We start from the raw sequence: 25,356 nt of genomic DNA on the forward strand, positions 1-25,356 counted from the left end.
TAAAGTTACGTTATTGTGTCACCAATAGAATGAATGTTACTAAGCCTTTTTTGTAATTCTGGCTACCTCGGCTTTATATAGCGGTTTTTCGTTGTAATCAATAACGTGGTGGGTCTTTTTTTGATAGAGTTTCCACTTCTCTTTGTCGTGACGGTCAATAGAAGAGGTAATAATATTTACCCTAATTTTTTCCGAAGTGGGTATTTTAACGAATTCATCTAAAAATTGCCATCCGTCCATAATGGGCATGTTGAGGTCCAAAAAGATAACCTCTGGTAGTTTGCCGGTATTCTTAAAATTCTTTTTGATCTCTTCAATGGCCGTTTTGCCATTTACGAATGATTCTACTTGAGGGCAATCCACCGCAAGACTGAGCATTTTTTGCATGCCAAAGACCGTAATAGGGTCATCATCAATAATACAAATGCTATCAATCTTCTTCATTAAAATAAATGTTGAAGGTAGTGCCAGTCCCTACTTCGCTACAGACAACGACACGACCATTCATTGATTCTATTTGGTTTTTTGTAATATATAGCCCTATTCCTCTGGAATCCTTGTGGTTATGGAAGGTTTTGTACATTCCAAACAATTTGTCCCCATATTTTTTTAAGTCGATGCCTAGTCCGTTATCCTCAATGGACAATATGGTCGAGCCAGAGGTTTTTCTGCAACTTAATTTTACTAAGGGGGGTCTCTTGGGGTCACTATACTTAACCGCATTGGTTATGAAATTCATTAAAATGCTTTCTATATAAGGGGGTACCACTTGAATGATAGCATCTATTGGAACATCATTGATAATTGTAGCATTGTGACTTTTGAGAAAGGCGGTTAGGTTTTGCTCTACTACCTGAATTTTATCATAAAGCGCTATAGGCTTTTTTTCCAGCCCTATATTGGTATTGATAGCAACAACCTCATTTAAATTTTCCAAGGTCTCCATTAGATTGTTGGAGGCATTGGTGAGCATGCCCATAATATTTTGTTTCTCTTTTTCATCTTTTTCATCCACCAGAAATTCCAACAACATGGAAAAATTCGCCGTATGGGAACGAAGGTTGTGTGAAACAATATGCGCAAAATTAATTAATTTCTTATTCTGAAGAGAGGCAACATTCACCAAATCCCTTAGTTTGGCCTCATTTTGTTTAAGTTTTGTAATATCATGACTGATACCTACAATACCATTGGCCTTGCCAAACTCATCTTTTAATGGAATTTTGGAGATAAGAAAAGTAGTTGTTTCTCCATTCTTATTTCGGATTCTACTTTCCTTGTTTAGGATAGGAACGAGAGTGTCCATAACTTGCTGGTCCTCCCTGTTCAAAGTCTCTGCAATATCCTTATCGTAAAGCTCAAAATTGTTTTTTCCCAGAATTTCATTCACGTCGCTAATGCCTAAATATTCACATTCCGCTTTATTGACCAAAATTTTTCTGGACTCTTTATCTTTTATATAGATGTTTAAAGGTAAATTATCAATAAGGGTTCGTAACAAAGTTTCGTTTGCCTTTGTTTTGTGTTCAGATTTTACCTTATCGTTAATATCTTGAAAAGTACCTCGGAGGGCTACGATCCTATTGTCTTCATAAACAGGCGTGCCGTTGGCCTGCACCCAAATTTCGTTTCCTTTGGCTGTTATGATCTGCAACTTTTCACTGTAGGGTTTGCCCTTGGTCAAGGCATCGTGAACAGCCATGGAAATTAGATTTTTACTGTAACCTTCTTTGTAAAAAGCAACTCCTTGTTCAAGGGTAGGTTCAAAATTATTCTCAACTTCGTGAATTTTTCGAGTGACACCACACCAAATAACCTTGTCTGCAATAAGGTCATATTCCCAGCTTCCTATTTTTCCAATTTCTGAAATAATATCCAACTTGGAGCGCAATCTACCTAGATTAATTTCTGACAGTTTAAGCTGTGTAACATCTTCCGTCCTAATAATTAAGCCGATAACATTTTCTTTGGAGTCTAACCAAGGATTGCAATGCCATTCAAACCATTTCTTTCCGGAAGGATCGTATTTACATTCTTCAAAAGTGCGATCTATCTTATCAATTATACAATCACCTAAAGTATTTACCAATTGGTTGTTGATGTGGTATAGATAATCAATTCTTTTGCCAAAAGCTTCGCAGGGGTTTTGATTATGTTGAGACAGCCACTTGTCAGATGCATATACCAACTCAAAGTCTGTATTCACAAAGGCAGTTGCCGTTGGCAGCTGTTTAATGAGGTATTTATGGTCGGCTATTTCAGATCCTTTCGGCATACTAACGAAATTTCGTACTAATGTAGAGCGATTAATGTTCTTGGTTAAAGGTTTGTTGTGAACATTAAAAAACCCGTGGTTTGAGTTCCATTTCAAGTGGTTTGCTCGAGAACATTTTTCACTTGAAGGTTATTTCTTACGAATATATGTTAAAAATTTTATTCGTAAGTCCTCTATTGATGGAAATCATCAATTAAAACGTGGAAATATGGCTAAAAATTACCTGACTTAGTGAAAAATTCAGGCTAAGGCACTCTGACCGTCTCTGGGACCAACCCTGTATAGTCTCCTCCATTTCTGATAACGTCCCTAACAATTGAGGAGCTAATGTAAGATTTACCTGACGATGTAAGCAAAAATACCGTTTCTATCTCCGATAGTTTCCGATTGGTATGGGCAATTGCTTTTTCAAACTCAAAATCTCCGGGATTCCTTAATCCCCTTAAAATGAAACTAGCGTTCATCTTCCTACAAAAATCCACGGTAAGCCCCTCGTAGGTGTGTACGAGCACTTTTGGTTCCTCCTTGAAAGCCTTGGTTATAAAGTCCATTCGTTGCTCTAAGGAAAACATATATTTCTTGTCCGCATTCACCCCAATAGCAATTATAATTTCATCAAAAAGGGTAATACCTCTAGTAATAATATCATAGTGACCTAAAGTCAACGGATCAAAAGAGCCAGGAAAAATTGCACGTTTCATATTATGAGGGGTTGGTTGTCTGCTAAATTTTCAGTTGTAATTTAACCATTCTATTTAGCAAAAAGTCCTTTTTATTAAAATTACCCTTTTTTGTTAATTGCCTCCTGTACGGCGCTTTCAAATAATTCTGAAATTGATATACCTGCAACTTTTGCCTGTTGAGGTAAAATACTCTCTCTTGTAAGACCAGGGGTGGTATTCATTTCCAACATGTAGGGTTCGTCTCCCCTGAAAATAAACTCGCTTCGGGTATAACCGCTCATTTTAAGAACTTCGTAGGCCTTTTTTGCAGTGATGATGACGTTTTTTTCTTGCTTTTTTGTAAGTCTAGCAGGAGTGATTTCTTGTGATTTTCCCTCATATTTTGCCTGGTAGTCAAAAAAGTCGTTGTCACTTACAATTTCGGTGATCGGTAACACCTTTATTTCTCCATTATATGTAATAACTCCAACGGATACTTCCGTTCCGTCTAAAAAGGATTCAATAATGATTTCATCATCCTCTTTATACGCTTTTTCAATGGCCGGTATCAACTCTTCCTTAGTGTAAACTTTAGATATACCAAAACTGCTACCCGCCTTGTTCGCTTTTACAAAGCACGGAAACCCCACCTTTTTTTCAATTTCAACTGTATCAATTACGTCTCCCAGATTTAAATAATAGGATTCCGCTGCTTTTATGCCATACGGCTTCAAGGTGCTTAAAAGGTCCCTTTTGTTAAATGTAAGCGCGGATTGGTAATAATCGCTGGATGTATGTGTTATTCCTAAAAGTTCAAAATAGGCCTGCATGAGCCCATCTTCTCCAGGAGTACCGTGTATAGCATTAAAAACGCAGTCAAAATGAACTTTCACTCCATTTTTTTCTACCGAAAAATCATCTTTGTTTACCGGAAACTCTTTATTGTCATCATCCACATATACCCATTTTTCCTCTAAAATATGGATACGGTATAAATTGAAATTATCCTTGTTCATAGATTCATAAACCACATTTCCACTTTTCAGGGAAATTTCAACTTCACTGGAGTAGCCACCCATAATGATGGCAATATTTTTTTTCATCTGCCCGTTTTTAGCTTAGTTCAAAGAAAAGAAAAAAGTAACAATGCGTTTAATTTTTTACTGATGGAAATCCTATTGCGTATTACAAGACGTATCTCTAGTAGTTTTTATAGTTTAATTGGAAAAAGGCAGGTATTTCCAACTTTGATTTAAAAGCTAATTAACAACCAACATCATTACTTATATTTGTTAGGTCAAAACACCTCATATGCGAAATTTCTTTAATTTTCTTAGGAGTAAGGTATTTTTAATTCAATTGGGATTGGCCCTATTGATATCCATAATTTTAGTTTTTGTTGTTCTAAGATGGTTGGATAGCAGCACCAATCATGGAGAATTTGTGGAAGTACCGGATTTTTCCAAAATGTCCGTTCCGGAAATGAGAAAAGCTGTTGAGGATGCCAGTTTGCGCTATGAGGTCTTGGATTCTGCCAATTATAATCCCGATTTTCCAAGGTTTTCAATTATTGAGCAAAATCCGCCAGCTGGAAATAAAGTAAAAGAAAACAGAAAAATTTATTTTACTGTAAATCCATCAGGCTACAAAAAGGTTTCTATCCCTAATATCATTCAAGTGACCCAACGTAATGCGGCCTCTATGCTTAAAGCGGTTGGTTTGGACGTTCAGCGTGTAACTTATATAGACGAACTTGGTAAGAACATGGTCTACCATTTAAAATATAAGGGCAAATACGTTAAGCCGGGTGATAAATTACCTAAAACTTCTAAGATTGAACTCGTATGTGGTAACGGTACCGTAACGGATCAAGCCAGGGTTCAAGCAGATTCTGAATAGCCTATGCAATCTAATGATACTGCTGATTGGAGCGATGATGAACTTTTTGAACATCATAGTTTTATTGCTTCCAAAGGCCAAGACCCTTTAAGGGTAGATAAGTTTTTATTGAACTTTATAGAGTATGCCACCCGAAACAAAATACAACAGGCCGCAAAAAGTGGGCATATTTGGGTAAATGGTAGCATTGTAAAGCAGAACTATAAGGTAAAACCGGGAGATGAGGTAAAGGTATTGTTAGAACACCCGCCGCATGAGTTTCTCTTGGTGCCGGAAGATATTCCTTTGGATATTGTCTATGAGGACGATGTGTTGTTAGTAGTGAACAAACCAGCTGGCATGGTGGTACATCCGGGACATGGAAATTATTCCGGTACCCTTATCAACGCCCTACTTCATCACATACAGGATTTGCCTGTAAACAGTAATGAAAGACCTGGTCTTGTACACAGAATAGATAAAGATACTTCAGGATTGTTGGTTGTTGCAAAAACAGAAGCAGCAATGACCCATTTGGCCAAACAATTTTTTGATAAGACTTCAGAAAGAGAATATGTTGCAATGGTTTGGGGAAATGTAGAGGATGAAGAAGGAACCATCGAAGGTAACATCGCCAGAAATCCTAAAAACCGATTGCAAATGCAGGTTTTTCCGGAAGGAGATGAAGGCAAGGAGGCCGTTACACATTATAAGGTTTTGGAGCGTTTGGGCTATGTTACTTTGGTGTCATGTAAACTAGAGACCGGCCGTACCCACCAAATAAGGGTGCATATGAAGTATATTGGCCACACCTTGTTCAATGATGAACGTTATGGGGGCGATAAAATACTTAAGGGGACCACTTTTACAAAGTACAAGCAATTTGTAGATAATGCCTTCAAATTATTGCCAAGACAGGCATTGCATGCAAAAACCTTAGGGTTCGTTCACCCAGTTACAGGGGAGCAAATGCGATTTGACTCTGAAATTCCGGCGGATATGGTGCAGTGTATTGAAAAGTGGAGACACTATTCCAAGCATAGTCAGTAAATCATAGTTTTACTCAATATTCCTATTGAAAAGTCTTTTTTTTCTTGGTTGATGATCTAAAGTAACATCAGTAAATTTGCTTTATCTTTTAAAGAACGAAGAATAATGAAAATAGTAGTTTCTCCTGCAAAGTCTTTGGATTTTGAAACAGAATTCCCTCAAATACAATCCACACAACCCATTTTTTTAGATCAGGCTGTAAAGCTAAATAAGGTTTTGGCCAAGAAAAAGCCTAAAGCCTTAAAAGACCTGATGTCAATTTCAGATAATTTGGCAGAACTTAATTGGGAACGAAATCAAAATTTTTCTACTCCTTTCAATAAGGAAAATGCCCGACCAGCTATTTATACTTTTAGTGGAGATGTGTACCAAGGCTTGGATGCTTTTAGCATAACTACGGAAAAAATTGGTGTACTTCAAGATACGCTAAGAATTCTTTCGGGCTTATACGGAATATTAAAACCGTTGGATTTAATGCAGGCCTATCGTTTGGAAATGGGAACCAAACTAGAAGTAGGTAGAAAAGAAAATCTTTATCAGTTCTGGAAAAAGGATATAACAGCGGCCTTGAACAATGAGCTAAAAGATGACGAGTTGTTCATCAATTTGGCAAGTAATGAGTATTTCAAAGCTGTGGATAAAAAGTCGCTCAAAGTTCCAGTTGTAGCGCCAGTTTTTAAAGATTGGAAGAATGACAAGCTAAAAGTCATTAGTTTTTTTGCTAAAAAAGCAAGGGGCTCCATGGTACGTTATATTATAGATACCGGTGCCAGTACCGTAGACGATATAAAAGGTTTTGACTACGATGGGTATAAATTTAGTGAAGAATATACCCAAAAAGAGTTGGAGCCAGTTTTTGTGAGATAATTATTTTTTCTTGCTCAGGCTTATTTTTTCCTCTACCGTGGGCTTCCTTTTTATTTTTCTGGGCCTTTTTGAGCCATAAGACCTGTTGGCAATTTTCCCTCTTCTTGATTTTTTGTCTCCTTTCCCCATAATTCTTAATTTTTGGGAAAGTAGTTAATTAACAGATTCAAGTCAAATGGTATTAAATAAGATGTTAGCTTCTTTGACAGGGTTTGCATCACTTCAAACTTGTAAGTTTGTAATCAAAATATGCTATTTTGTTTTTACACACCCACCCCTATAAGTCCTTTTTATTTCCTGAAGCTACTAAGTTAGTAGTAGGTACTTTGCCACCACCTCGGTTTACGGAAGGACAGTTAAAACCTGATGATGTAGATTTTTGCTACGGAAGTAGAAGTGGAATGCTGTGGCCTATTTTGGACCGATTATTTGGTCTTGGATTGGTATATGAAACTACGGAATTTGCTATAAATCAGCGTAAAGACTTTTTGGTTAAGCATAAAATTGGTGTTTGTGATATTGTGGAAAGTGCCGAAAGAGAGAAAATAGACGCTTCTGATTTGGGAATGCAAAATGTACAACTACGGCCCATGATTTCCTATTTGGAAGAATATGAAAAGATAGATACCATTCTGTTTATGGGAGGGAACAGTAAAAATGGTCCTGAGTATTTTTTTAGAAAGCTGATCAAACCTAAAAAAATTAGCCTGGAGACCATAACGGATGTTGTTCCAAGAATTTATAAATTTCAGTTGCCCCGATCAAAAAGGGAGGTTAGGACGGTTTCATTAACAGCACCATCCGGTGCTGCGAACAGAGCTGTGGGAAGTCTACTAGAATACAAGGCAAGAAAGGTAAAAAACCCTTCTTACAACACTCTAGATTTTAGAGTGGATCAATACAGGCAATTTTTTATTCCTTAGAACTTTATTTTTACCCTTCAAATTAGTATGTTCCCGCCCGGCAAATGAAATGTTTTAACCGGAAGTATTATGTTTAAAACTAAAAAGAGCCTTATCAAGTTTTGATAAAGCTCTTTTACGAGAACACTATATGAAAATGAAAAAATTTACTTCTGATTTAATTACATTGTAAAAGTACCCGTAAGCTCTGCACTATTGAAATTATTGTTGTGAACTATGTTGTTTTTGTAGTGTAGCCAGTTATTTTTGTTATAAGTCAATTTCCAACGTTGGCAATCTCTCAAGAATAGCGATATTTATGGTGCTTACGAGAATTGCCAGTACAAAAAAAATAGCTTGAAAAACAACTTTTTATTAAAACAGCCTATGCAACAGCAAGATGAAAAACTAAATGAGTTTAAAAAATCTGTCAATAATAAGTTCAACGTCTATAATAGCCTTTTCTTAAACCTACCATACCGCAATATTGAAAATGTGGGTATTTTGATACCACTTCTTTTGGATCAATGCCAAAAAGGCTTGGATTCTGGACAAAATCCACAGGAGATATTAGAAGCGTTTTTTGATAGCTATGTAGATATTGAATCGGAACAAGAGCGTATTGACTTTATGTTCCGAATTATTCAGTATGTAGAAAGGCAAGTAGTTCTATATGATAGTGTGGAAGATGCAGCTTTCCCAAAAATGCAGGCACATAGAAGGTCTCTAAGTATTAAGGATTACTTTGAATTGGTAGACAAGAACAAAAGCTGGGACAAGGTTTCTAAAAAACTGTCCACCTTTAGTGCACGTATCGTGCTAACGGCACACCCAACGCAATTTTATACTCCGGCAGTACTCGATATTATTGATGATTTGCGATCATTGATTTTAGAAGACCGTATTGATGATATTGATGTTACACTACAACAATTGGGACTTACCTCGTTGTTGAACTCAAAAAAACCCACTCCTTTGGATGAGGCCAAAAATATCATCTATATTCTTAGGCATACCTATTATGAGGCAATAGGGGAGTTGTACCACTATATCAAATCGAATATAAAGAATACCGAGTTTGATAACCATAAAATCATGAAACTTGGTTTTTGGCCAGGGGGTGATAGGGACGGTAATCCTTACGTAACAGCACCTATTACAAAAGATGTGGCTGATGAGCTTCGTATCACTTTGATGAAATGTTATTATAACGACCTTAAGAAGATTCAAAAGAAACTAACATTTAAAGGAGTACAAGAGCCAATTGGGAAGCTAAGAAGCAATTTGTACACCGCTATGTTCGATAGCTCCAAGACTATTGGTTACAATGATATTCTTCAGCCTTTGTTGGACATTAGGGAATTATTAATTAACAACTACCACAGTTTATACCTAAAGGAGCTGGATTATTTCTTGGACAAGGTAAAAATCTTTAAGACCCATTTTGCAACGCTTGATATTCGCCAAGATCATAGCAAGCATTATTTGGCTGTTGAGACCATTTTAAAAACCAATAGTTTAATAAAAGAGTCCTTGGATGAGTTATCACAGGATGAATTGGTAGATATTCTGATCAATAAAAACATTAAATTGGATTCCAAAGATTACCAGGAACCGATTATAAAGGATACCATTGAGAATATTTCCCAATTGCAGGATATACAGGCTGCCAACGGGGAAGAGGGTTGTAACCGTTACATCATCAGTAATTCGGAGGATATTTTCTCAGTGTTATTTGTTTTCGGATTGTTCAGATGGTGTGGTTGGAAAAGCGATGAAATAACATTCGATATCATTCCTCTGTTCGAAACGATGAAGGGAATGGATAGTTCAGAGGAAACCATGCAGACCTTGTTCGATTTACCTATCTATCGTGAGCACCTCGAGAGAAGAAACAATGATCAGACCATAATGTTGGGCTTCTCGGACGGTACTAAAGACGGTGGTTATTTAAAAGCCAACTGGAATATCCTTAAAACCAAGGAAACCCTTTCCAAAGTTTGTAGTAAAAACGGTATTAAAGCCATATTTTTTGATGGACGTGGTGGACCGCCAGCAAGAGGTGGTGGTAAAACGCACCGTTTCTATGCTGCCCAGACCAAAGAGGTGGCTAATAATGAGATTCAATTGACCATTCAAGGGCAGACCATTACCAGTACCTACGGTACCAAGGAACACTTTATCCATAATAGTGAGCAGCTATTGACTGCGGGCTTGTCCAACAACCTTTTCGGTAAAGAGAACGTGATTTCAAGACAACAACGCAAGTTAATCGAAGAACTTTCAGAGTTGAGTTTTGATAAATACGATGCCCTTAAACAGCATGAAATGTTCATACCGTATTTGGAGAACAGAAGTACGCTTAAGTACTACCAGAAGGCGAATATTGGCAGTAGACCGGGGAAAAGAGGAAATAAAAAGCAATTGGAACTCTCCGATCTGCGTGCCATTTCTTTTGTGGGTTCCTGGAGCCAGTTGAAGCAGAACGTTCCCGGATACTTTGGTTTGGGTACGGCAATAAAAAAATTAAAGGATGAAGGTCGCCTAAGTGAGATTAAAAAACTCTATAAAGAGGTTCCGTTCTTTAAGGCTTTAATGCTCAATAGTATGATGTCGCTCTCAAAATGTTATTTTGAATTGACAAGCTATATGAAGGAGGATAAAAAGTACGGAGCGTTCTGGAATATTTTACATGAAGAATACGAGCTTTCCAAAAAGATGTTGCTAATGATTTCTGGAAGCAAGATTTTAATGGAGAACGAGGCGGTTTCACGTGAGTCCATTAGAATACGTGAGAATATTGTATTGCCGTTGCTGGTAATCCAACAATATGCCTTGCAGAAAATAGGCCAAGAGACTGAGTACAATGAATTATACGAGAAAATTGTTACCCGATCTTTATATGGTAATATCAATGCCAGTAGAAACTCGGCTTAAGAATTTCATAGGTCAAAAAAAAATCCCCGAAGATTTGCTCTTCGGGGATTTTTGTTTTTAAATTATTTAGAATCCATTATTTTTTGTTCTGCTGATTTTTGATGGTCTTTTCATCAATATCAAACTTATTGATATCCACTTGGGTATTACCCGTGGGGTTCGTTGGATTCGTTTGCTCCGTTTTTCTTCTTAACTTTTTATCTTTTATTATTCCCATTTCTATTTCTTTTTTTTTTTTTGATTCACGTTAATGTAAGAAACACATGGGCAAAAGGGCGTTAAGGGCTTTGTAAGTCTTTGTTAGCCTCTGTTAAAGCGGCAAAAATGGTATTTATTCCACACCTTTTAGAAGGCTTGCAGTAACCAAAAGTTGTCCGGTATGCCGTTGTGAGTGCTCTGCGGCATGAAATAGCAAACCGATAACAGTACTGGGGAGTTTCTTTCTGCCTACGGTCCGTTTTTCAGTGAGAATCTCCTCCGGTAAGGTCTTAAAATAGGCGAGGGCCTCGGCAAGTTTATTATCAAAATCGCTGATGAGGTTTTCTATGCGGATGGCACTACTTTCTTTTCCTTCGGCCTTTAAGTATTCAAATTGACTTTCGGTCAAATTTTCGCCTTTGGAGTAGGTCATCATTCGGTCTAAAACCCCGGTGATATGTTGTAAATGAAACCCGATGGAAGCTCTACCCACAGGCTTTTTCCAAAGTTGCTCAGGGGATATTCCCTCGGTATATTTTTTTAGTTCTTCCGATGTTTGCAGCAGGGCATGGGCCGCAGGTTGAAGTAATGCCGGAATTCCCTCTACCGGGCCCCTTAGCCACACTTCATGTTGCGGATTGGAATTAGATGACATTAGTTACCGAATGTTATTTACAAAGGTGTCAAACTTATCGGCACCAAAAGCCGTTAAGTGCTTGATGAAGGCCGAACCAATAATCGCTCCTTTAGCCTTCTCCGTGGCAGCGATAAAAGTTTCCTTATTACTAATTCCAAATCCTACGATTTGTGGATTTTTAAGCTCCATGGCCGCTATTCTATCAAAATATTGGGTCTGTTCGTCACCAAAGCCACTTTTGGCACCGGTAACACTGGCAGAACTTACCATATAGATAAACCCGTTGGAAACGGAATCGATAAAGCGAATACGCTCGTCCGAGGTTTGGGGCGTAATCAAAAATACGTTGACAAGGCCGTGCTTCTCGAAAATGGACTTGTATTCTTCATTGTAAACATCTACTGGTAAGTCGGGGATAATGAGCCCGTCAATACCAATTTCCTGGCATTTTTGGCAGAACGCCTCCACGCCATATTGCAACATGGGATTGAAATAGCCCATAATAATCAGCGGAATGGAAACCGTTTTTCTAATATCCTTTAATTGGTTAAAAAGAACTTCGGTGGTCATTCCGTTCTTAAGGGCTTTTGTAGAACTTTCTTGAATGGTGGGGCCATCGGCTAGAGGGTCGCTGAATGGCAGACCTATTTCAATCATATCAACCCCGTTTTTTTCCAATCCTTCAATAACGCTTACGGTATCGTTCAAGGAAGGGTACCCTGCCGTAAAATAGATGGAAAGGAGCTTTTTGTCTTCTTGAAGTTTTTGGGAAATTCTGTTTGTCATAACTTAAAATAATCAATGTATGTATTGAGATCCTTATCTCCACGCCCTGAAAGGTTGATGACCACCACATCATCGGATTCAAATTTTCGGGTTTCCAGAATGGCAAAGGCGTGCGATGATTCTATAGCGGGAATGATGCCTTCTAATTTAGAAAGTTCCAGTCCCGCTTTCATGGCATCCACATCGGTAATGGAAATAAATTCTCCACGGCCAGATTTAAACAGGTGGGCATGCATAGGGCCTACACCGGGGTAATCCAATCCCGCACTTATGGAGTAGGGCTCTGTAATTTGTCCGTCTGTAGTTTGCATCAACAAGGTTTTGCTTCCGTGAATGATACCCACTTTTCCCAAGGCAGACGTAGCGGCACTTTCACCGGAGTCAATGCCTTTTCCGGCAGCTTCCACGGCGATGATACCCACCTTGGGATTATCCAGAAAGTGATAGTAGGCACCTGCGGCATTGCTTCCTCCACCCACACAGGCCACCACATAGTCAGGGTTTTCCTTGCCTTCCTTTTCCTTTAGTTGCCATTTGATTTCCTCCGAAATAACCGACTGAAACCGTGCTACCATATCAGGGTAGGGGTGTGGCCCCACCACAGAACCGATAATGTAATGGGTATCCACCGGATTGTTGATCCAGTCCCTAATGGCTTCGTTGGTCGCATCTTTTAAGGTTCGGCTACCCGATTTTGCTGGGCGTACTTCTGCACCCAACATTTTCATGCGCGCCACGTTGGGGGCCTGACGTTCAATATCAATTTCACCCATGTACACCACACATTCAAGGCCCATTAAAGCACAGACCGTTGCCGTAGCTACGCCGTGTTGTCCGGCACCTGTTTCGGCAATAATGCGGTTTTTTCCCAAGCGCTTGGCCATTAAAATTTGACCGATGGTATTATTGACCTTATGGGCGCCAGTGTGGCAAAGGTCTTCACGTTTCAGGTAAATTTTAGTGTTGTATTTGTTGGATAACCGCTCCGCAAAATAAAGTGGGGTAGGGCGGCCCACATAATCTTTTAGCAATTGCTGAAACTCCTTTTTAAAGAAATCCTCTTGCATTACCTGAACGTAATTTTGCCGTAATTCTTCACAATTGGGGTAGAGCATTTCGGGAATGAAAGCGCCCCCAAATTCGCCGTAATACCCTCTGCTATCTGCGTTGTAAGACATTATTGTATATGTATTTTATTGAGCAATTCTTTAAAGGCCTTTACATCGGCCGTATTTTTAAGTCCCGGTTCTATTTCAAATTTACTGTTCACATCAATGGCGTGGCAGTATTTGGCTTCCGGGCGTTGCGTGAATTCTTTTATGTTATCGATATCTTCCAGACCAATGCCTCCACTTAAAAAATAGGGCTTGGTAGAAGGATAGTTTTTAAGAACGGACCAGTCGAAAGCGTAGCCATTTCCACCCGGTAATTTTCCTTTCGTATCAAACAGGAAAAAATCACATACGGATTCATAAGGTTCAAGAACGGCAAAGTCAAATGCATCCTTAACAGAAAACACTTTTATAATTTGTATTTGTTTGGCTTTTGATTTTAGTTCATTGCAATACTCCGGACTTTCATTGCCATGCAGCTGTACCAAAAGCAAATTATAATCCTCTATTCTTTGCAATACCGTTTGAATACCGGCATTAACGAACACTCCAACTTTTTTAATCTTATGGGGTACGGGCGCTAGGTCTCCTTTAAAGTTACGTTCACTTTTATCATAAAAAATAAAGCCCAAATAATCTGGCTGTAAAGAAGCAATTTCTGCGGTGTTGTGCTTCATACCGCATACCTTTAAATGCAAACGCCCATTGGCGAGGGTGCTTGGCTCTTCTTTGGGTGTGCTGTAATGATAATTCATAAAACGACCGTTTATAGACTTTTTAACTCCTCTATGAATATTTTGGCGTTTTTCCCCGGGTTGTCAGTTTTCATAAAATTCTCACCGATCAAAAAGCCTTGGTAGCCATACTTTTTTAATTCCTTTATGGCCGATGTATTACTGATTCCGCTCTCGGAAACCTTTACGAATTCCTCTGGGATTTCCGCGGAAAGCGATTTACTGGTTTCTAAACTGACCTCGAATGTTTTTAAGTTTCGGTTGTTAACACCCAACATATCCAAACTGGGCATAATGGACTTTTGTAGTTCCTCCAAATTATGCACCTCCAAAAGTACATCTAAATTCAGGCTTTTGGCAAATTCCGAAAGTTGCCTGATTTCTTCTTTTGAAAGGATGGCCGCAATGAGCAGGATAACATCAGCACCGTAGGCCTTGGCTTCCAAAATTTGGTATTCGTCAATTACAAATTCCTTTCTCAAAAGCGGAATATCTACCGAAGCGCGAGCGAGAAGCAAATCATCCAAAGAACCGCCAAAATACTTTCCGTCTGTAAGTACGGACATGCCACAAACACCAGCCTTGGCATAACCTAGGGCCACATCCTGTACATTTTCATTTTGATTGATGACCGATTTGGAGGGGGAACGTCTTTTGTGTTCCGCGATAATTCCTGTTTGACTAGCACGGAGCGCTGACGCCAATGAAGGCGAAACCCGATTAAAAAGCACCGAATTTTCCAATTGCTTTACGGGAATTAGCGCTTTGCGCAAATCAACTTCCTTACGTTTATCGGCAACTATTTTATCTAATATGTTCATTTCTTATTATAATAGCTTTTTCTTTTTCCATGGATGAAAAAAACCAATTATGTTAGCTTACCATCAACCATCAACCATCAACCATCAACCATCAACCATCAACCATCAACCATCAACCATCAACCATCAACCATCAACCATCAACCAATCACCTGCTCAACTCCTGCAACTTTTTTAAAGCTTTTAATCCGCTGCCGTTTAAAAGAGAATCCTTGGCTTTTTCAAAGCCTTCTTTCGGACTTAAATTTTTAACCGTTGCAATGGCCACACCGGCATTGGCGCACACCACATTGTTTTGGGCTTCCGTACCTTTTCCTTGTAAAACGTTGAGGAAAATTTGAGCGGATTCTTCAATGGAGTCACCTCCCACAATCTGGGATTGCAAAATTGGTTCCACCCCAAAATCTTGAGGCTTCAGCATGCTTTCCGTATGGTTACTGATGGTTTTGGTATTTCCGGTCAATGATATTTCATCGTATCCGTCCAGCGCGTGCAAAACCGTAAATTTCTTATCGGTATTCTGATAGAGATAGCCGTACATTCGGGCCAGTTCCAGATTAAAAACGCCCACCATTTGATTTTTAGGAAATGCCGGATTCACCATAGGGCCCAGCATATTAAAGAAGGTCTTTACGGCCAATTCTCTTCTAATGGGCGCTACATTTTTCATGGCAGGATGGAATAGCGGGGCGTGCAAAACACAAATACCCGCTTCATCAATGGATTTTTTAAGGAAATCGGCCTCGTTGCTGAACTTGATTCCCAAGAATTCCATCACATTACTACTTCCGCATTTAGAGGAGACCCCGTAATTACCGTGTTTGGTTACATTTACTCCGGCACCCGCTGTTACAAAAGAGGCCAAGGTAGAAATATTAAAGGTATCCTTACCATCGCCACCCGTACCACAAAGGTCAATGGGGTCATATTCGCTTAAATCTACCGCTAGACAAAGTTCCAGCAGGGCATCGCGAAAGCCTTCCAATTCTTCAATGGTGATGCTACGCATCATATAAACCGTAATAAAAGCGGCTATTTGACTGCTATTGTATTCCCCTTTGGCAATATTGACCAAAACCTGTTTGGCATCTTCCTTGGAGAGGAAATCATGATTGATCAGTTTGTTGAGTATCTCTTTCATTTGCGTATGTCTTTCTCTTATTCCCGCAAAGGCGGAAATCGATTTAGCTATTCAACCAATTTTTTAGAATTTGTTTTCCCTCTGGTGTTAAAACTGATTCTGGGTGAAACTGCACCGCAGAAACATCGTATTCTTTGTGCCTCAGGCTCATAATTTGGCCATTTTCATCTACGGAAGTAGCTTCCAAGCTTTCCGGTAAATCTGGGGCAACTACCCAAGAATGGTATCGTCCAACCTCAATTTCTTCTGGCAAGCCTTCAAAATTCGCATCCTCTTTTGTCAGCTTTATTTTTGTAGCGATACCGTGATACACTTCATCCAGATTGATCAAGCTACCACCAAATACCTCCCCAATGGCCTGTTGTCCTAGGCAAACCCCAAAAATACTTTTGGTAGGGGCGTATTTTTCTATAATCGGCTTTAATAAACCGGCTTCATCAGGAATACCCGGTCCCGGGGAAAGCACTATTTTATCAAAGGCTTCCACCTCTTCCAACGTTAGCTGGTCGTTTCTTTTAACGACCACTTCACAATCCAAATCTTCTAGATAGTGAACCAAATTATAGGTGAAACTGTCGTAATTATCTATTACTAAAATCTTCTTCATCTTAAATGGTTTTGGCTATTTCCAAAGCCTTGGTAAGGGCGCCTAGTTTGTTATAGGTTTCTTGTAATTCATCATCTGGGTTGGAGGCGGCAACCAATCCGGCGCCGGCCTGATAATGTAGGGCATGGTTTTTACTTAAAAAAGTACGGATCATAATGGCATGGTTAAAATTACCGTTAAAGTCCATAAAACCAATGGCACCCCCGTAGTATCCCCTACTTGTTTTCTCATACTTCTCAATGAGCTGCATGGCCATGTGTTTTGGTGCGCCGCTTAATGTACCGGCAGGAAAAGTGTCTGCCACTACCTTCATGGTGGTGATATTCTCTTTCTTCTTTCCGGTTACCTTGGATACCAAATGTATGACGTGCGAAAAGAACTGAACTTCCCTGTAGTTGGTTACCTCTACCATATTGCCGTTTCGGCTAAGGTCGTTCCTGGCGAGGTCAACGAGCATGACATGCTCGCTGTTTTCCTTATCGTCCTCAGAAAGTTTACGGGCCAAAATGGCATCCTGTTCATCGTTTCCGGTACGTTTAAAGGTGCCGGCAATGGGATGGATTTCGGCTTTTCCGTCCTTAACGATCAGTTGTGCTTCGGGAGAACTTCCAAAAATCTTAAAATCGCCATAATCAAAATAAAATAAGTAAGGCGATGGATTAATGGAACGAAGTGCCCTATAGACGTTAAATTCATCCCCTTTAAAACCTTGGGAAAATCTTCTTGAAAGTACCAGTTGGAAAACGTCTCCGCGGTGACAGTGTTTTTTTGCCAAACGCACATGCTCCTTGTATTCTTCATCTTCCAGATTACTGGTGGCTTCACCTTGCAATGAAAAATTATAGGTGGCGAAGTTCCTTACATTCAATAGTTGCTCTATTTCCGCTATGTTCTCTTCTTTTTCATAGCTATGCGCAAAGAGGTAAGCTTCATTCTTAAAGTGATTGATGGCTATGATGTTCTGGTAAACGGCATAGTACACATCAGGAATAGCTACGGAATTATCTTTTTTAGAAATTTCAACGTCTTCAAAATAACGCACGGCATCATAGGCCATGTAGCCAAAAAGCCCATTATTAATGAATTTGAAATTGTTATCCTCCGTTATAAAATTTTGACCAAATTGATGTATTTCCTCCACTACATCCGTACTAGGGTCGATAACTTTTGAAGATTTTGAACCATCTGGAAAAGAACAGCTAATTTGTTCATTTTCAATTTTTATGGAGGCAATAGGGTTACAGCAGATATAGGAAAAGCTGTTGTCATTGGCATGATAATCACTACTTTCTAAAAGAATACTATTGGGAAATTTGTCCCTAATCTTTAGATATACGCTTACCGGTGTAATGGTATCCGCAAGTATTTTTTTGTAATGTGTCTTTAGTTCGTACTTCATTTTGATTGGGTTGAAAAGCAAAAGGCTTGTCGTGATTGACAAGCCTTTTATATTGTTTTACTACAACGGGGTCTGCTCACGAATTGATTTGCGAGTTTTTCCACCACCAAGTATTTACGTTATTTCTGTACATAGGTCCAAATATAAAAATCATTTTTTTAAACCCCAAATCAAAAAACGAAGAAAATAAACGCTTGGTGAAACTACTCACAATTTAGGTGGGTATTGGTAGATGGAAGGAAAAAAAATCCCGGCTTAAGAATTTAAATTCCTTAAGCCGGGAGAAACTTGTGAGGTGAAGTTTATTATGCGTTATCAATCAATTCCTAGAATTCCAAGTCTACAACAAGATCAAACTCATCGTAGATAGTTTTATCACCAAGATTTTCAAAAAAGCTTCCAGAACCATATTTAATATCATATTTGGTTCTATCAACCTTTACGTTGGCGGTAGCCTTGCTACCATACACAGAAACATCAAAAACAACCGGTTTGGTGATTCCTTTAATCGTTAGGTCTCCAGTAACTTCGTATGAGTTTTTTCCAGTCGACTTTACATTGGTGAAAACCAGTTTTGAAGTCTCATGCTTTTCAACTCCAAAAAAATCATCCGCTTTTAAGTGACCTTCTAATTTTGCTTTGCCATCGCCTTCCATGTCGGTAGAAATCAGGCTGGTCATATCGGCAACAAATTCTCCTCCGGTTAACTTATCCCCATCAAAAGTCAAAGATCCTGATTTTAAAGCTACAGTTCCTTCATGTGATCCGGTTACTTTGTAAGCCTTCCAAGTTACGGTACTGGCCTCAGTCTTTACTTCTTTTTTTTCTTCTGCAATTGGTTCTGTTGCAGTTGCTACACCAAAAACCAAGGCCAAAGCCAAGCTAAATACTCCTTTTTTCATAATTGTAATAAATTTAGTTAATGTATTTGTTATATATGCGTGATTAAATCTTCATTGGATTTTCTTACCTTCTTAAAATGTTGGGTTTGGTCTTCTTCTGACCTATAACCCACTGCTGCCAAAACTACGGCATTTAGGTTTAATTCGTTCAGTCCTAATATTTCATTGAATTTGGTAGCATCAAACCCTTCCATGGGGCATGTATCTATTTTTAGGTCTGCCGCTGCCGAAAGTAGATTTCCCAAAGCAATATAGGCCTGTTTAGCAGTCCAATGGGCTTTTTGCTCATCTGTTAAAGGAATAAGGTTGGCTTTCATCATCTCTGCGTAGCTTTCCAGATTCTTTAGGGGAATGTCTCTAGTTTCACTTACGTTTTGTAAATAATCATCTACCAATTCCTCACCAAATGATGTTTGATTGGCAATAACAATAAGATGGGAGGCTTCCGTGATTTGCGATTGGTTCCAGGCAAACGGCTGCAGCTTTTCCCTTATCTCCGCATCTTTTAGGACTAATATCTTATAAGGCTGTAAACCATAGGAAGAAGCGCTTAAAGAAGTTGCTTCCAATAATGCAACTAGGTCTTCTTCCGAAATGGACTTATCCTTGTCAAATTTTTTAGTGGCATAGCGCCAGTTGAGGTTTTCGATATACGTACTCATGTAATAAATTTAGTATTAAGATTTAAAACTTGTTTAAAAGTGTATTCAATTCTTTAAGTTGCTTACCATCAAAATTTTTTAAGATTTCTTCTTCAGCGAGCGCCATGGCTTCGTCTAACTCTTTTAAAATAGACTTGCCTTCAATAGTTATGCGTATTTCTACCTTTCTTCTATTGCTAGGACAAACAGAACGTTTAACATACCCCTTCTTAATCAATTTATCCACTAGGCGCGTAGTATTACTCATTTTATGAACCATTCTTTCATTTAGGGTAGAAAGATTGGCAGGCTTATCTTTTTGACCGCGTAGTATTCTTAGAACGTTGAATTGTTCCGGAGACATTTCAAACGGTTTCAATGCAGAGCTTACGATCTCATTAATTTTGTTCATTACCAAACTTAAATGAATAATTGTCCTGCTTGCCAAGGGAATTTCCTTTTCGGTTTTGATAATCTGTTCTACATTCATGTCTCTACAACAATTGTATATACAAATATAAAGTGTTTTAAAGTTGTTTTCCTTGTAGTAGGTCATAAACTTTTGTTAAGGACGGGGTGTTGCCTTTTTTAAAAAAATGTATTTTTGGAGAGTAAATAGAAACAACAACAAGAAACCAATCTATTATTGGTCTGGTTTTAATTTTAAATAATATGGATTTATCACAACAAGAGTGGGAAGAGCAACTGGAGAATGATGACAATTCCTTTATTTTGGATGTACGAACTCCTGAAGAGGTTGAGGATGGGTATATTCCTGGGGCAAAAAATATTGACATTCATTTAGGGCAAGGGTTCTTAGATGAATTGGATAAACTGGATAAGAGCAAATCATACTATGTTTATTGCCGATCGGGAGCCAGAAGTGCCCAAGCTTGTTCTATCATGAACAGTGTAGGCTTTGAAAAAGCCTACAATTTGGAAGGTGGTTTCATGAATTGGGAAGGAGAGGTCGCAGAATAAAAGACAAATTTTTTATATCTTAAGAAGTTCAAATACAACCCGTATTTGAACTTTTTTTGTTTTACTAATTGCTTTATGAAGGAAGATTTGCTCCATTTTATCTGGAAGTACAAAAAGCTTGGTTTAGACAATCTTGTTACCACAGATGGGGAGCAAATTGAAATTATTAAAACGGGTACCCATAATCATTTGGCTGGTCCCGACTTTTTAAATGCCCAGGTGAAGATTGGCCAGCAACTCTGGGCGGGAAATTTGGAAATACATTTGAAGTCTTCGGATTGGTACGCCCACAGTCATGAAAAAGATTCCAATTATCAAAATGTGATATTACATGTGGTATGGGATCATGATACCGAAGTGTTTGGAAGTGCAAATATGCCTTTACCGACCTTAGAGCTCAGGCATTTTATTTCAAAAAATTTACTGGCAAATTATCAAAACCTATTTGATAGACGTAATGTAAAATTTATCAATTGTGAGAAATCCATAAGTGCCGTAGATCAGTTTCATTTAGATAACTGGATGGAGCGCTTATATTTAGAGCGGCTAAGGAGAAAATCCAAGGAAATTGAAAGATTACTCAAAATATCCCAAAATAATTGGGAACAAGTTTTGTTTGTTTTATTGCTCAAAAGCTTTGGGTCCAATATAAATGGTGAAGCTTTTGTTGGTCTTTCAAAAGTTGTGAGCTTTAAAACCGTTAGAAAATTACGAGGCAATATTTTGTCTTTGGAGAGTGTTTTTTATGGGGTGCTAAAATTGTTGGAAAATGATACGATTACAGATGAATATTTCCTTGCTTTAAGAGAAGAGTATACGTATCAAAAATCAAAATTCAATATACAGGATGAAGTGGTCTTAAAACCTGATTTTTTCAAATTAAGACCTGTCAATTTTCCAACAATAAGACTTTCCCAATTAGCGCATCTTTATCACAAAGAAGACCGCCTTTTTAGTACTCTCATGGATTTAGAGGATGTGGGTCAAGTGTATGAATTTTTGAATGTTTCGACCCATCCCTATTGGATTGATCATTATACTTTTGGAAAGCAATCCGCAAAAAGGGTAAAAAAATTATCCAAGAATTTCATGGACCTGTTGATAGTTAATGCCATTATACCTTTAAAATTTACCTATCTTAAGGTAATTGGTAAAACGGACAATGATGAATTTTTTTCCTTTCTCACCAAGATAAAGTCAGAAAAGAATACCATTATAAGCAATTTTGAGAATGCAGGGATTAAAGCCACTAATGCCTGGCAGAGTCAATCCCTCATAGAATTGTACCAGAATTATTGCTCCAAGAACGAATGCCTGCAATGCAAGATTGGATCGCTCTTATTATCCGGAAATGATTAATTTTGGGTATTGTTTCAATTTCTTCCTTTAAACCAAAATAATTATGAACCTCTTTTACCAACTACTATATTATCTGCAAAAGAGGGGTTTTGAAGTTTGTGGTAGAATTGCGGATCGACTAGGGATAAGGGCTCGTGTGGTGCGCACGTCATTTATTTATCTCACCTTCGTAACTTTAGGTTTTGGTTTTGCACTTTATTTATTCCTGGCATTCTGGCTAAAAATAAAAGACTTGCTCTATACCAAACGTACCTCCGTTTTTGATCTCTAAATATGCTGAATCTCTTTCGTTCCAGGATTTACTTAGCCATCACTTTAATGTTGGCAGTTCTGTTACTGGGAATTTTTGGTTATTGGTTTATAGCGGATTACACCTTGGTAGAAGCCTTCTACATGACCATCATTACCGTGACAACCGTTGGTTTTGGGGAAATTAGACCCTTAAGTACCGAAGGGAAAATATTTACGGCATTTTTAATTGTTCTTAGTGTATTTATTTTTGCCTTTGCTATTTCGGTTATTTCAGAATACATTTTAAGTAGAAACTCGCTACAACTATTAAAAAAGAAAAAAGTGAAAAATCAAATAGACCAACTCCAAAACCATATTATAGTTTGTGGTTTTGGGAGAAACGGAATGCAAGCCGCAGAAAGGCTCAGAGCATATGAAAGGCCATTTGTAATTATAGAAAGAGATCGGGAGGTTATTGAAAAGCATGAGGAGGAAGCTCTTTTTGTAGAAGGTGATGCCAACGAAGATGAGGTTTTGGTGAGTGCGGGTATCGAACGGGCTAAATACCTTATAGCGGCGCTTCCTGATGATGCCGTGAACCTTTTTGTGGTACTATCGGCCAGGCAATTGAATAAAAAATTGTTTATCATCAGTAGGGCCTCCCTTGCAACTTCTCAAAAGAAACTGAAATTAGCGGGGGCGGATAAGGTTATCATGCCTGATCGCATTGGGGGAGACCATATGGCCTCCTTGGTGGTTATGCCAGATTTGATAGATTTTATGGACAAGCTAAGCACCGAAGGAGAAAATACGACCAACTTGGAAGAAGTAGCCATTGAGGATTTTGGAGACCAGAGAGAAGGAAGCTCCCTTCGCGACCTGGATTTGAGAAGAAAAACCGGATGCACTATAATTGGTTATGTGGAACCAGGTGGTAATTATATCATTAATCCGGAAGCGGATTTAAAGTTGCAGTCTAGGGGTAAAGTAATTGTCCTAGGAAGGCCGGAACAAATAAGAAAGTTGAACGAAATGTTCCATATTGATTAGTTCATTCTTGCGTTAATTCAAGGTTATTATTTGATTGTGTTGCTATTTTTTAAGATATTGGCACCCATCATAAAATAGGACAACTTAGATACCAAACCCTATAAAACAAAATATGAAGAAACTTTTAAGTTTATTTTTTGTGCTGCTAGGTATAGTGGCAAATTCCCAAGATCTTACTGTTAAACCGGCAATTTTTAATCCATCCAAGCAAATAAACGATGGGGTTATAGATTTACAAGTGCTTGGCGGTACGCCCCCATATAGTTACAAATGGAGCAACCAAAGTACCCCGCTTAGCTCTAATAAAGCAACCGGGTTAATAGAGGGTATACCGTATACGGTAGTTGTCTCGGACTCTCAAGGTAATTCGGTAACCAAAGTATATAAGGTGGAAACAAATGCCATCGCCGAAGTTTTCAACGGAACCATGACACCTGCAGTACAGGCGCTTGGTTCCGTTTTGTTTTGGGACCCTTTTGCCGCTATTGGTATTTATGACCCCGTTGCCTATGCAGACAAAAAGCTCATAAGTACCCCTGGTTGGTCTGCGGAAGTCCAAGACAAATTTGTACTTAAGAAATGGCTAAAAGGAGAGGATGCCAAAGTAGTTAAGGGTGATCAGATAGCAATTATCTCCAGTGATAAGAATGGAGAGAGAACCGTAGTGGCTTCGGCTTCCGGTACCTTAAATTATTTGGTAAAAGAAGGCAATGTCATTTATAATTCGGACAATGCGGAGCATGTAATCGAGCAGGGAGCTCATTTTCTTGCGGAAATTGTATATGATGATCCAGTAGTTATGACGCACCCAAATGGTGATCCGTTAACCAAGGATATTCCGTTTATTGTAATCTGGTTGGTGTTGGGGGCTTTGTTCTTTACCATAAGAATGGGCTTTATCAATATTAGGGGGTTCCGTCATTCTATCGATTTGGCGAAAGGAAAATATGATGACCCTGATGCCCCGGGTCAGGTTACCCATTTCCAAGCATTGGCTACAGCCGTTTCCGGTACCGTAGGTCTTGGAAATATTGCAGGAGTGGCAGTTGCGGTTTCATTGGGTGGGGCAGGAGCTACTTTCTGGATGATTGTTTGTGGTCTATTGGGGATGTCTTCCAAATTTGTGGAATGTACCTTAGGGGTTAAGTATAGGGATATACTACCCGATGGCCGTGTGTTTGGTGGTCCAATGAACTACTTACGTTACGGACTTGAAAAAAGAAACCTGAAAGGTTTTGGGAAAGTTCTGGCAGGTTTATTTGCCGTTCTGGCTATTGGAGCTTCCTTTGGCGGGGGAAACATGTTTCAGGCAAACCAATCATTTGAACAATTGGCAGGTCAATTTCCGGCATTGGCGGGTAACGGTTTCTGGTTCGGTGTTATTACGGCTATTTTGGTAGGTGTGGTAATTATCGGGGGAATCAATAGTATCGCAAAAGTAACAGGGCGGGTAGTGCCAATTATGGCTTCCATCTATATTGTTGCTGCCTTGGCGGTTATTATCATGAATATACAGAATATTGGTCCGGCATTTGCAGCCATAGTAGATGGTGCTTTTAGCCCCTCGGCATTAAAAGGAGGTGTCATTGGTGTGTTAGTGGTCGGCTTCCAGAGAGCAGCTTTCTCCAATGAAGCAGGTGTAGGTTCTGCGGCTATTGCACATAGTACGGCCAAAACAAAGCATCCACCTTCTGAGGGTTTTGTGGCACTTTTGGAACCTTTCATTGATACGGTAGTAGTTTGTACCCTAACCGCTCTTGTTTTAATTTTTACTGGTATGCACGAGGTAGAAGGAATGGCCGGTGCCCAGTTAACTTCCGATGCTTTTGGGAGTCAGATTTCTTGGTTCCCTTATGTACTGGCATTGGCGGTTTTCCTATTCGCCTTTTCTACCATGATTTCCTGGTCATACTATGGAATGAGGGCTTGGACCTATTTATTTGGGAAAAGCAAAAAATCGGAAATGATCTATAAAATTTTATTTTTGGTTTTTGTTGTTATTGGAGCTTCGGTAAGTTTAGGAGCAGTTCTTGATTTTTCAGATATGATGATTCTAGCAATGTCCTTTCCTAATATTATAGGGCTGTATATAATGTCTGGAGAAGTAAAAGAGGACTTAGGGGAATACTGGAGAAAATTAAAGGCCAACCAGTTATTTAAAAAGCAGCGCTTGGCCAAGTAACTCT

At 38.8% G+C, this 25,356-nt stretch carries 27 protein-coding genes; 10 read left to right on the forward strand and 17 right to left on the reverse strand.

Going from position 1 to position 25,356, the window contains the following annotated elements; all coding sequences use genetic code 11:
- Window positions 1-39: 39 nt before the first annotated feature.
- The 4 genes from IL355_RS17300 to IL355_RS17315 form a co-directional block, all read right to left on the reverse strand.
- Window positions 40-444: a response regulator gene (locus IL355_RS17300; protein WP_192463358.1), complete on the reverse strand. Its 405-nt coding sequence runs from the start codon at window positions 442-444 to the stop codon at window positions 40-42.
- The gene (locus tag IL355_RS17305; RefSeq protein WP_192463359.1) at window positions 431-2,275 is read right to left on the reverse strand and encodes a PAS domain-containing sensor histidine kinase; all 1,845 of its coding nucleotides are present in this window, start codon (window positions 2,273-2,275) and stop codon (window positions 431-433) included. Before IL355_RS17305 ends, IL355_RS17300 begins: the two co-directional genes overlap by 14 nt.
- A 245-nt stretch (window positions 2,276-2,520) precedes the next feature.
- Window positions 2,521-2,976, reverse strand: coding sequence for a pantetheine-phosphate adenylyltransferase (gene coaD / locus IL355_RS17310; protein WP_192463360.1), 456 nt, complete (start codon window positions 2,974-2,976; stop codon window positions 2,521-2,523).
- 80 nt (window positions 2,977-3,056) lie between these two features.
- On the reverse strand, window positions 3,057-4,040 hold the full coding sequence (locus tag IL355_RS17315; RefSeq protein ID WP_192463361.1) for a D-alanine--D-alanine ligase: 984 nt from the start codon (window positions 4,038-4,040) through the stop codon (window positions 3,057-3,059).
- 208 nt (window positions 4,041-4,248) lie between these two features.
- Between IL355_RS17315 and IL355_RS17320 the strand changes: the two genes are divergently transcribed.
- The 3 genes from IL355_RS17320 to yaaA all read left to right on the forward strand — a co-directional run bounded on the left by IL355_RS17320 (window position 4,249) and on the right by yaaA (window position 6,732).
- The gene (locus tag IL355_RS17320) at window positions 4,249-4,836 is read left to right on the forward strand and encodes a PASTA domain-containing protein (protein ID WP_187458469.1); all 588 of its coding nucleotides are present in this window, start codon (window positions 4,249-4,251) and stop codon (window positions 4,834-4,836) included.
- A gap of 3 nt (window positions 4,837-4,839) precedes the next feature.
- The gene (locus IL355_RS17325; RefSeq protein WP_192463362.1) at window positions 4,840-5,865 is read left to right on the forward strand and encodes an RluA family pseudouridine synthase; all 1,026 of its coding nucleotides are present in this window, start codon (window positions 4,840-4,842) and stop codon (window positions 5,863-5,865) included.
- A gap of 105 nt (window positions 5,866-5,970) precedes the next feature.
- Window positions 5,971-6,732 (forward strand): peroxide stress protein YaaA, encoded by a 762-nt coding sequence (gene yaaA / locus IL355_RS17330; RefSeq protein WP_192463363.1) that lies wholly within the window; start codon window positions 5,971-5,973, stop codon window positions 6,730-6,732.
- Here the strand turns inward: yaaA and IL355_RS17335 are convergent, their stop codons facing one another.
- Window positions 6,733-6,861 carry a 30S ribosomal protein THX gene (locus tag IL355_RS17335; protein ID WP_192463364.1) on the reverse strand — a complete coding sequence of 43 codons (129 nt, stop codon included), beginning with the start codon at window positions 6,859-6,861 and terminating at the stop codon, window positions 6,733-6,735.
- A 128-nt stretch (window positions 6,862-6,989) separates the two neighbouring features.
- Between IL355_RS17335 and IL355_RS17340 the strand changes: the two genes are divergently transcribed.
- Both IL355_RS17340 and IL355_RS17345 read left to right on the forward strand, forming a co-directional pair.
- A complete protein-coding gene (locus IL355_RS17340) occupies window positions 6,990-7,655 on the forward strand; it encodes a uracil-DNA glycosylase family protein (RefSeq protein WP_192463365.1) in 666 nt (221 codons plus the stop codon).
- A gap of 366 nt (window positions 7,656-8,021) precedes the next feature.
- Window positions 8,022-10,571, forward strand: a complete 2,550-nt coding sequence (locus IL355_RS17345) for a phosphoenolpyruvate carboxylase (protein WP_192463396.1) — start codon at window positions 8,022-8,024, stop codon at window positions 10,569-10,571.
- A gap of 76 nt (window positions 10,572-10,647) precedes the next feature.
- On the opposite strand, the gene IL355_RS17350 is transcribed toward IL355_RS17345, so the two are convergent.
- The 12 genes from IL355_RS17350 to IL355_RS17405 all read right to left on the reverse strand — a co-directional run bounded on the left by IL355_RS17350 (window position 10,648) and on the right by IL355_RS17405 (window position 20,039).
- Window positions 10,648-10,788 carry a hypothetical protein gene (locus tag IL355_RS17350; RefSeq protein ID WP_192463366.1) on the reverse strand — a complete coding sequence of 47 codons (141 nt, stop codon included), beginning with the start codon at window positions 10,786-10,788 and terminating at the stop codon, window positions 10,648-10,650.
- 114 nt (window positions 10,789-10,902) lie between these two features.
- On the reverse strand, window positions 10,903-11,424 hold the full coding sequence (locus IL355_RS17355) for a DinB family protein (protein WP_192463367.1): 522 nt from the start codon (window positions 11,422-11,424) through the stop codon (window positions 10,903-10,905).
- Between the two features lie 3 nt (window positions 11,425-11,427).
- Complete coding sequence (gene trpA, locus IL355_RS17360; protein ID WP_192463368.1) at window positions 11,428-12,192, reverse strand: tryptophan synthase subunit alpha; 765 nt, start codon at window positions 12,190-12,192, stop codon at window positions 11,428-11,430.
- Entirely contained in the window at window positions 12,189-13,370 is a 1,182-nt protein-coding gene (gene trpB, locus IL355_RS17365; RefSeq protein WP_192463369.1) for a tryptophan synthase subunit beta, read from the reverse strand. The genes trpA and trpB overlap by 4 nt, the downstream gene beginning before the upstream one ends.
- Entirely contained in the window at window positions 13,370-14,059 is a 690-nt protein-coding gene (locus IL355_RS17370) for a phosphoribosylanthranilate isomerase (protein ID WP_225621311.1), read from the reverse strand. Before IL355_RS17370 ends, trpB begins: the two co-directional genes overlap by 1 nt.
- Window positions 14,060-14,070: 11 nt before the next feature.
- Window positions 14,071-14,859: an indole-3-glycerol phosphate synthase TrpC gene (gene trpC / locus IL355_RS17375; RefSeq protein ID WP_192463370.1), complete on the reverse strand. Its 789-nt coding sequence runs from the start codon at window positions 14,857-14,859 to the stop codon at window positions 14,071-14,073.
- A gap of 148 nt (window positions 14,860-15,007) precedes the next feature.
- The gene (trpD, locus tag IL355_RS17380; protein WP_192463371.1) at window positions 15,008-16,000 is read right to left on the reverse strand and encodes an anthranilate phosphoribosyltransferase; all 993 of its coding nucleotides are present in this window, start codon (window positions 15,998-16,000) and stop codon (window positions 15,008-15,010) included.
- Window positions 16,001-16,043: 43 nt separating this feature from the next.
- The gene (locus tag IL355_RS17385) at window positions 16,044-16,607 is read right to left on the reverse strand and encodes an anthranilate synthase component II (protein WP_192463372.1); all 564 of its coding nucleotides are present in this window, start codon (window positions 16,605-16,607) and stop codon (window positions 16,044-16,046) included.
- Window position 16,608: 1 nt separating this feature from the next.
- Window positions 16,609-18,006, reverse strand: coding sequence for an anthranilate synthase component I family protein (locus IL355_RS17390; protein WP_192463373.1), 1,398 nt, complete (start codon window positions 18,004-18,006; stop codon window positions 16,609-16,611).
- Window positions 18,007-18,332: 326 nt separating this feature from the next.
- A complete protein-coding gene (locus IL355_RS17395; protein WP_192463374.1) occupies window positions 18,333-18,908 on the reverse strand; it encodes a YceI family protein in 576 nt (191 codons plus the stop codon).
- Window positions 18,909-18,937: 29 nt separating this feature from the next.
- Window positions 18,938-19,570, reverse strand: a complete 633-nt coding sequence (locus IL355_RS17400) for an NAD(P)H-dependent oxidoreductase (RefSeq protein ID WP_192463375.1) — start codon at window positions 19,568-19,570, stop codon at window positions 18,938-18,940.
- 22 nt (window positions 19,571-19,592) lie between these two features.
- Complete coding sequence (locus IL355_RS17405) at window positions 19,593-20,039, reverse strand: MarR family winged helix-turn-helix transcriptional regulator (protein WP_192463398.1); 447 nt, start codon at window positions 20,037-20,039, stop codon at window positions 19,593-19,595.
- Window positions 20,040-20,221: 182 nt separating this feature from the next.
- On the opposite strand from IL355_RS17405, the gene IL355_RS17410 reads away from it, so the two are divergent.
- The 5 genes from IL355_RS17410 to IL355_RS17430 all read left to right on the forward strand — a co-directional run bounded on the left by IL355_RS17410 (window position 20,222) and on the right by IL355_RS17430 (window position 25,352).
- Window positions 20,222-20,530: a rhodanese-like domain-containing protein gene (locus IL355_RS17410; RefSeq protein WP_192463376.1), complete on the forward strand. Its 309-nt coding sequence runs from the start codon at window positions 20,222-20,224 to the stop codon at window positions 20,528-20,530.
- A 75-nt stretch (window positions 20,531-20,605) separates the two neighbouring features.
- A complete protein-coding gene (locus tag IL355_RS17415; RefSeq protein WP_192463377.1) occupies window positions 20,606-21,889 on the forward strand; it encodes a DUF2851 family protein in 1,284 nt (427 codons plus the stop codon).
- A 43-nt stretch (window positions 21,890-21,932) separates the two neighbouring features.
- Window positions 21,933-22,160, forward strand: a complete 228-nt coding sequence (locus IL355_RS17420) for a PspC domain-containing protein (protein ID WP_121848075.1) — start codon at window positions 21,933-21,935, stop codon at window positions 22,158-22,160.
- A gap of 2 nt (window positions 22,161-22,162) precedes the next feature.
- Complete coding sequence (locus IL355_RS17425; protein ID WP_192463378.1) at window positions 22,163-23,170, forward strand: potassium channel family protein; 1,008 nt, start codon at window positions 22,163-22,165, stop codon at window positions 23,168-23,170.
- A 112-nt stretch (window positions 23,171-23,282) separates the two neighbouring features.
- A complete protein-coding gene (locus tag IL355_RS17430; protein ID WP_192463379.1) occupies window positions 23,283-25,352 on the forward strand; it encodes an amino acid carrier protein in 2,070 nt (689 codons plus the stop codon).
- Window positions 25,353-25,356 lie beyond the last annotated feature (4 nt).

This window comes from Euzebyella saccharophila (assembly GCF_014855495.1).
Classification (GTDB): domain Bacteria; phylum Bacteroidota; class Bacteroidia; order Flavobacteriales; family Flavobacteriaceae; genus Euzebyella; species Euzebyella saccharophila.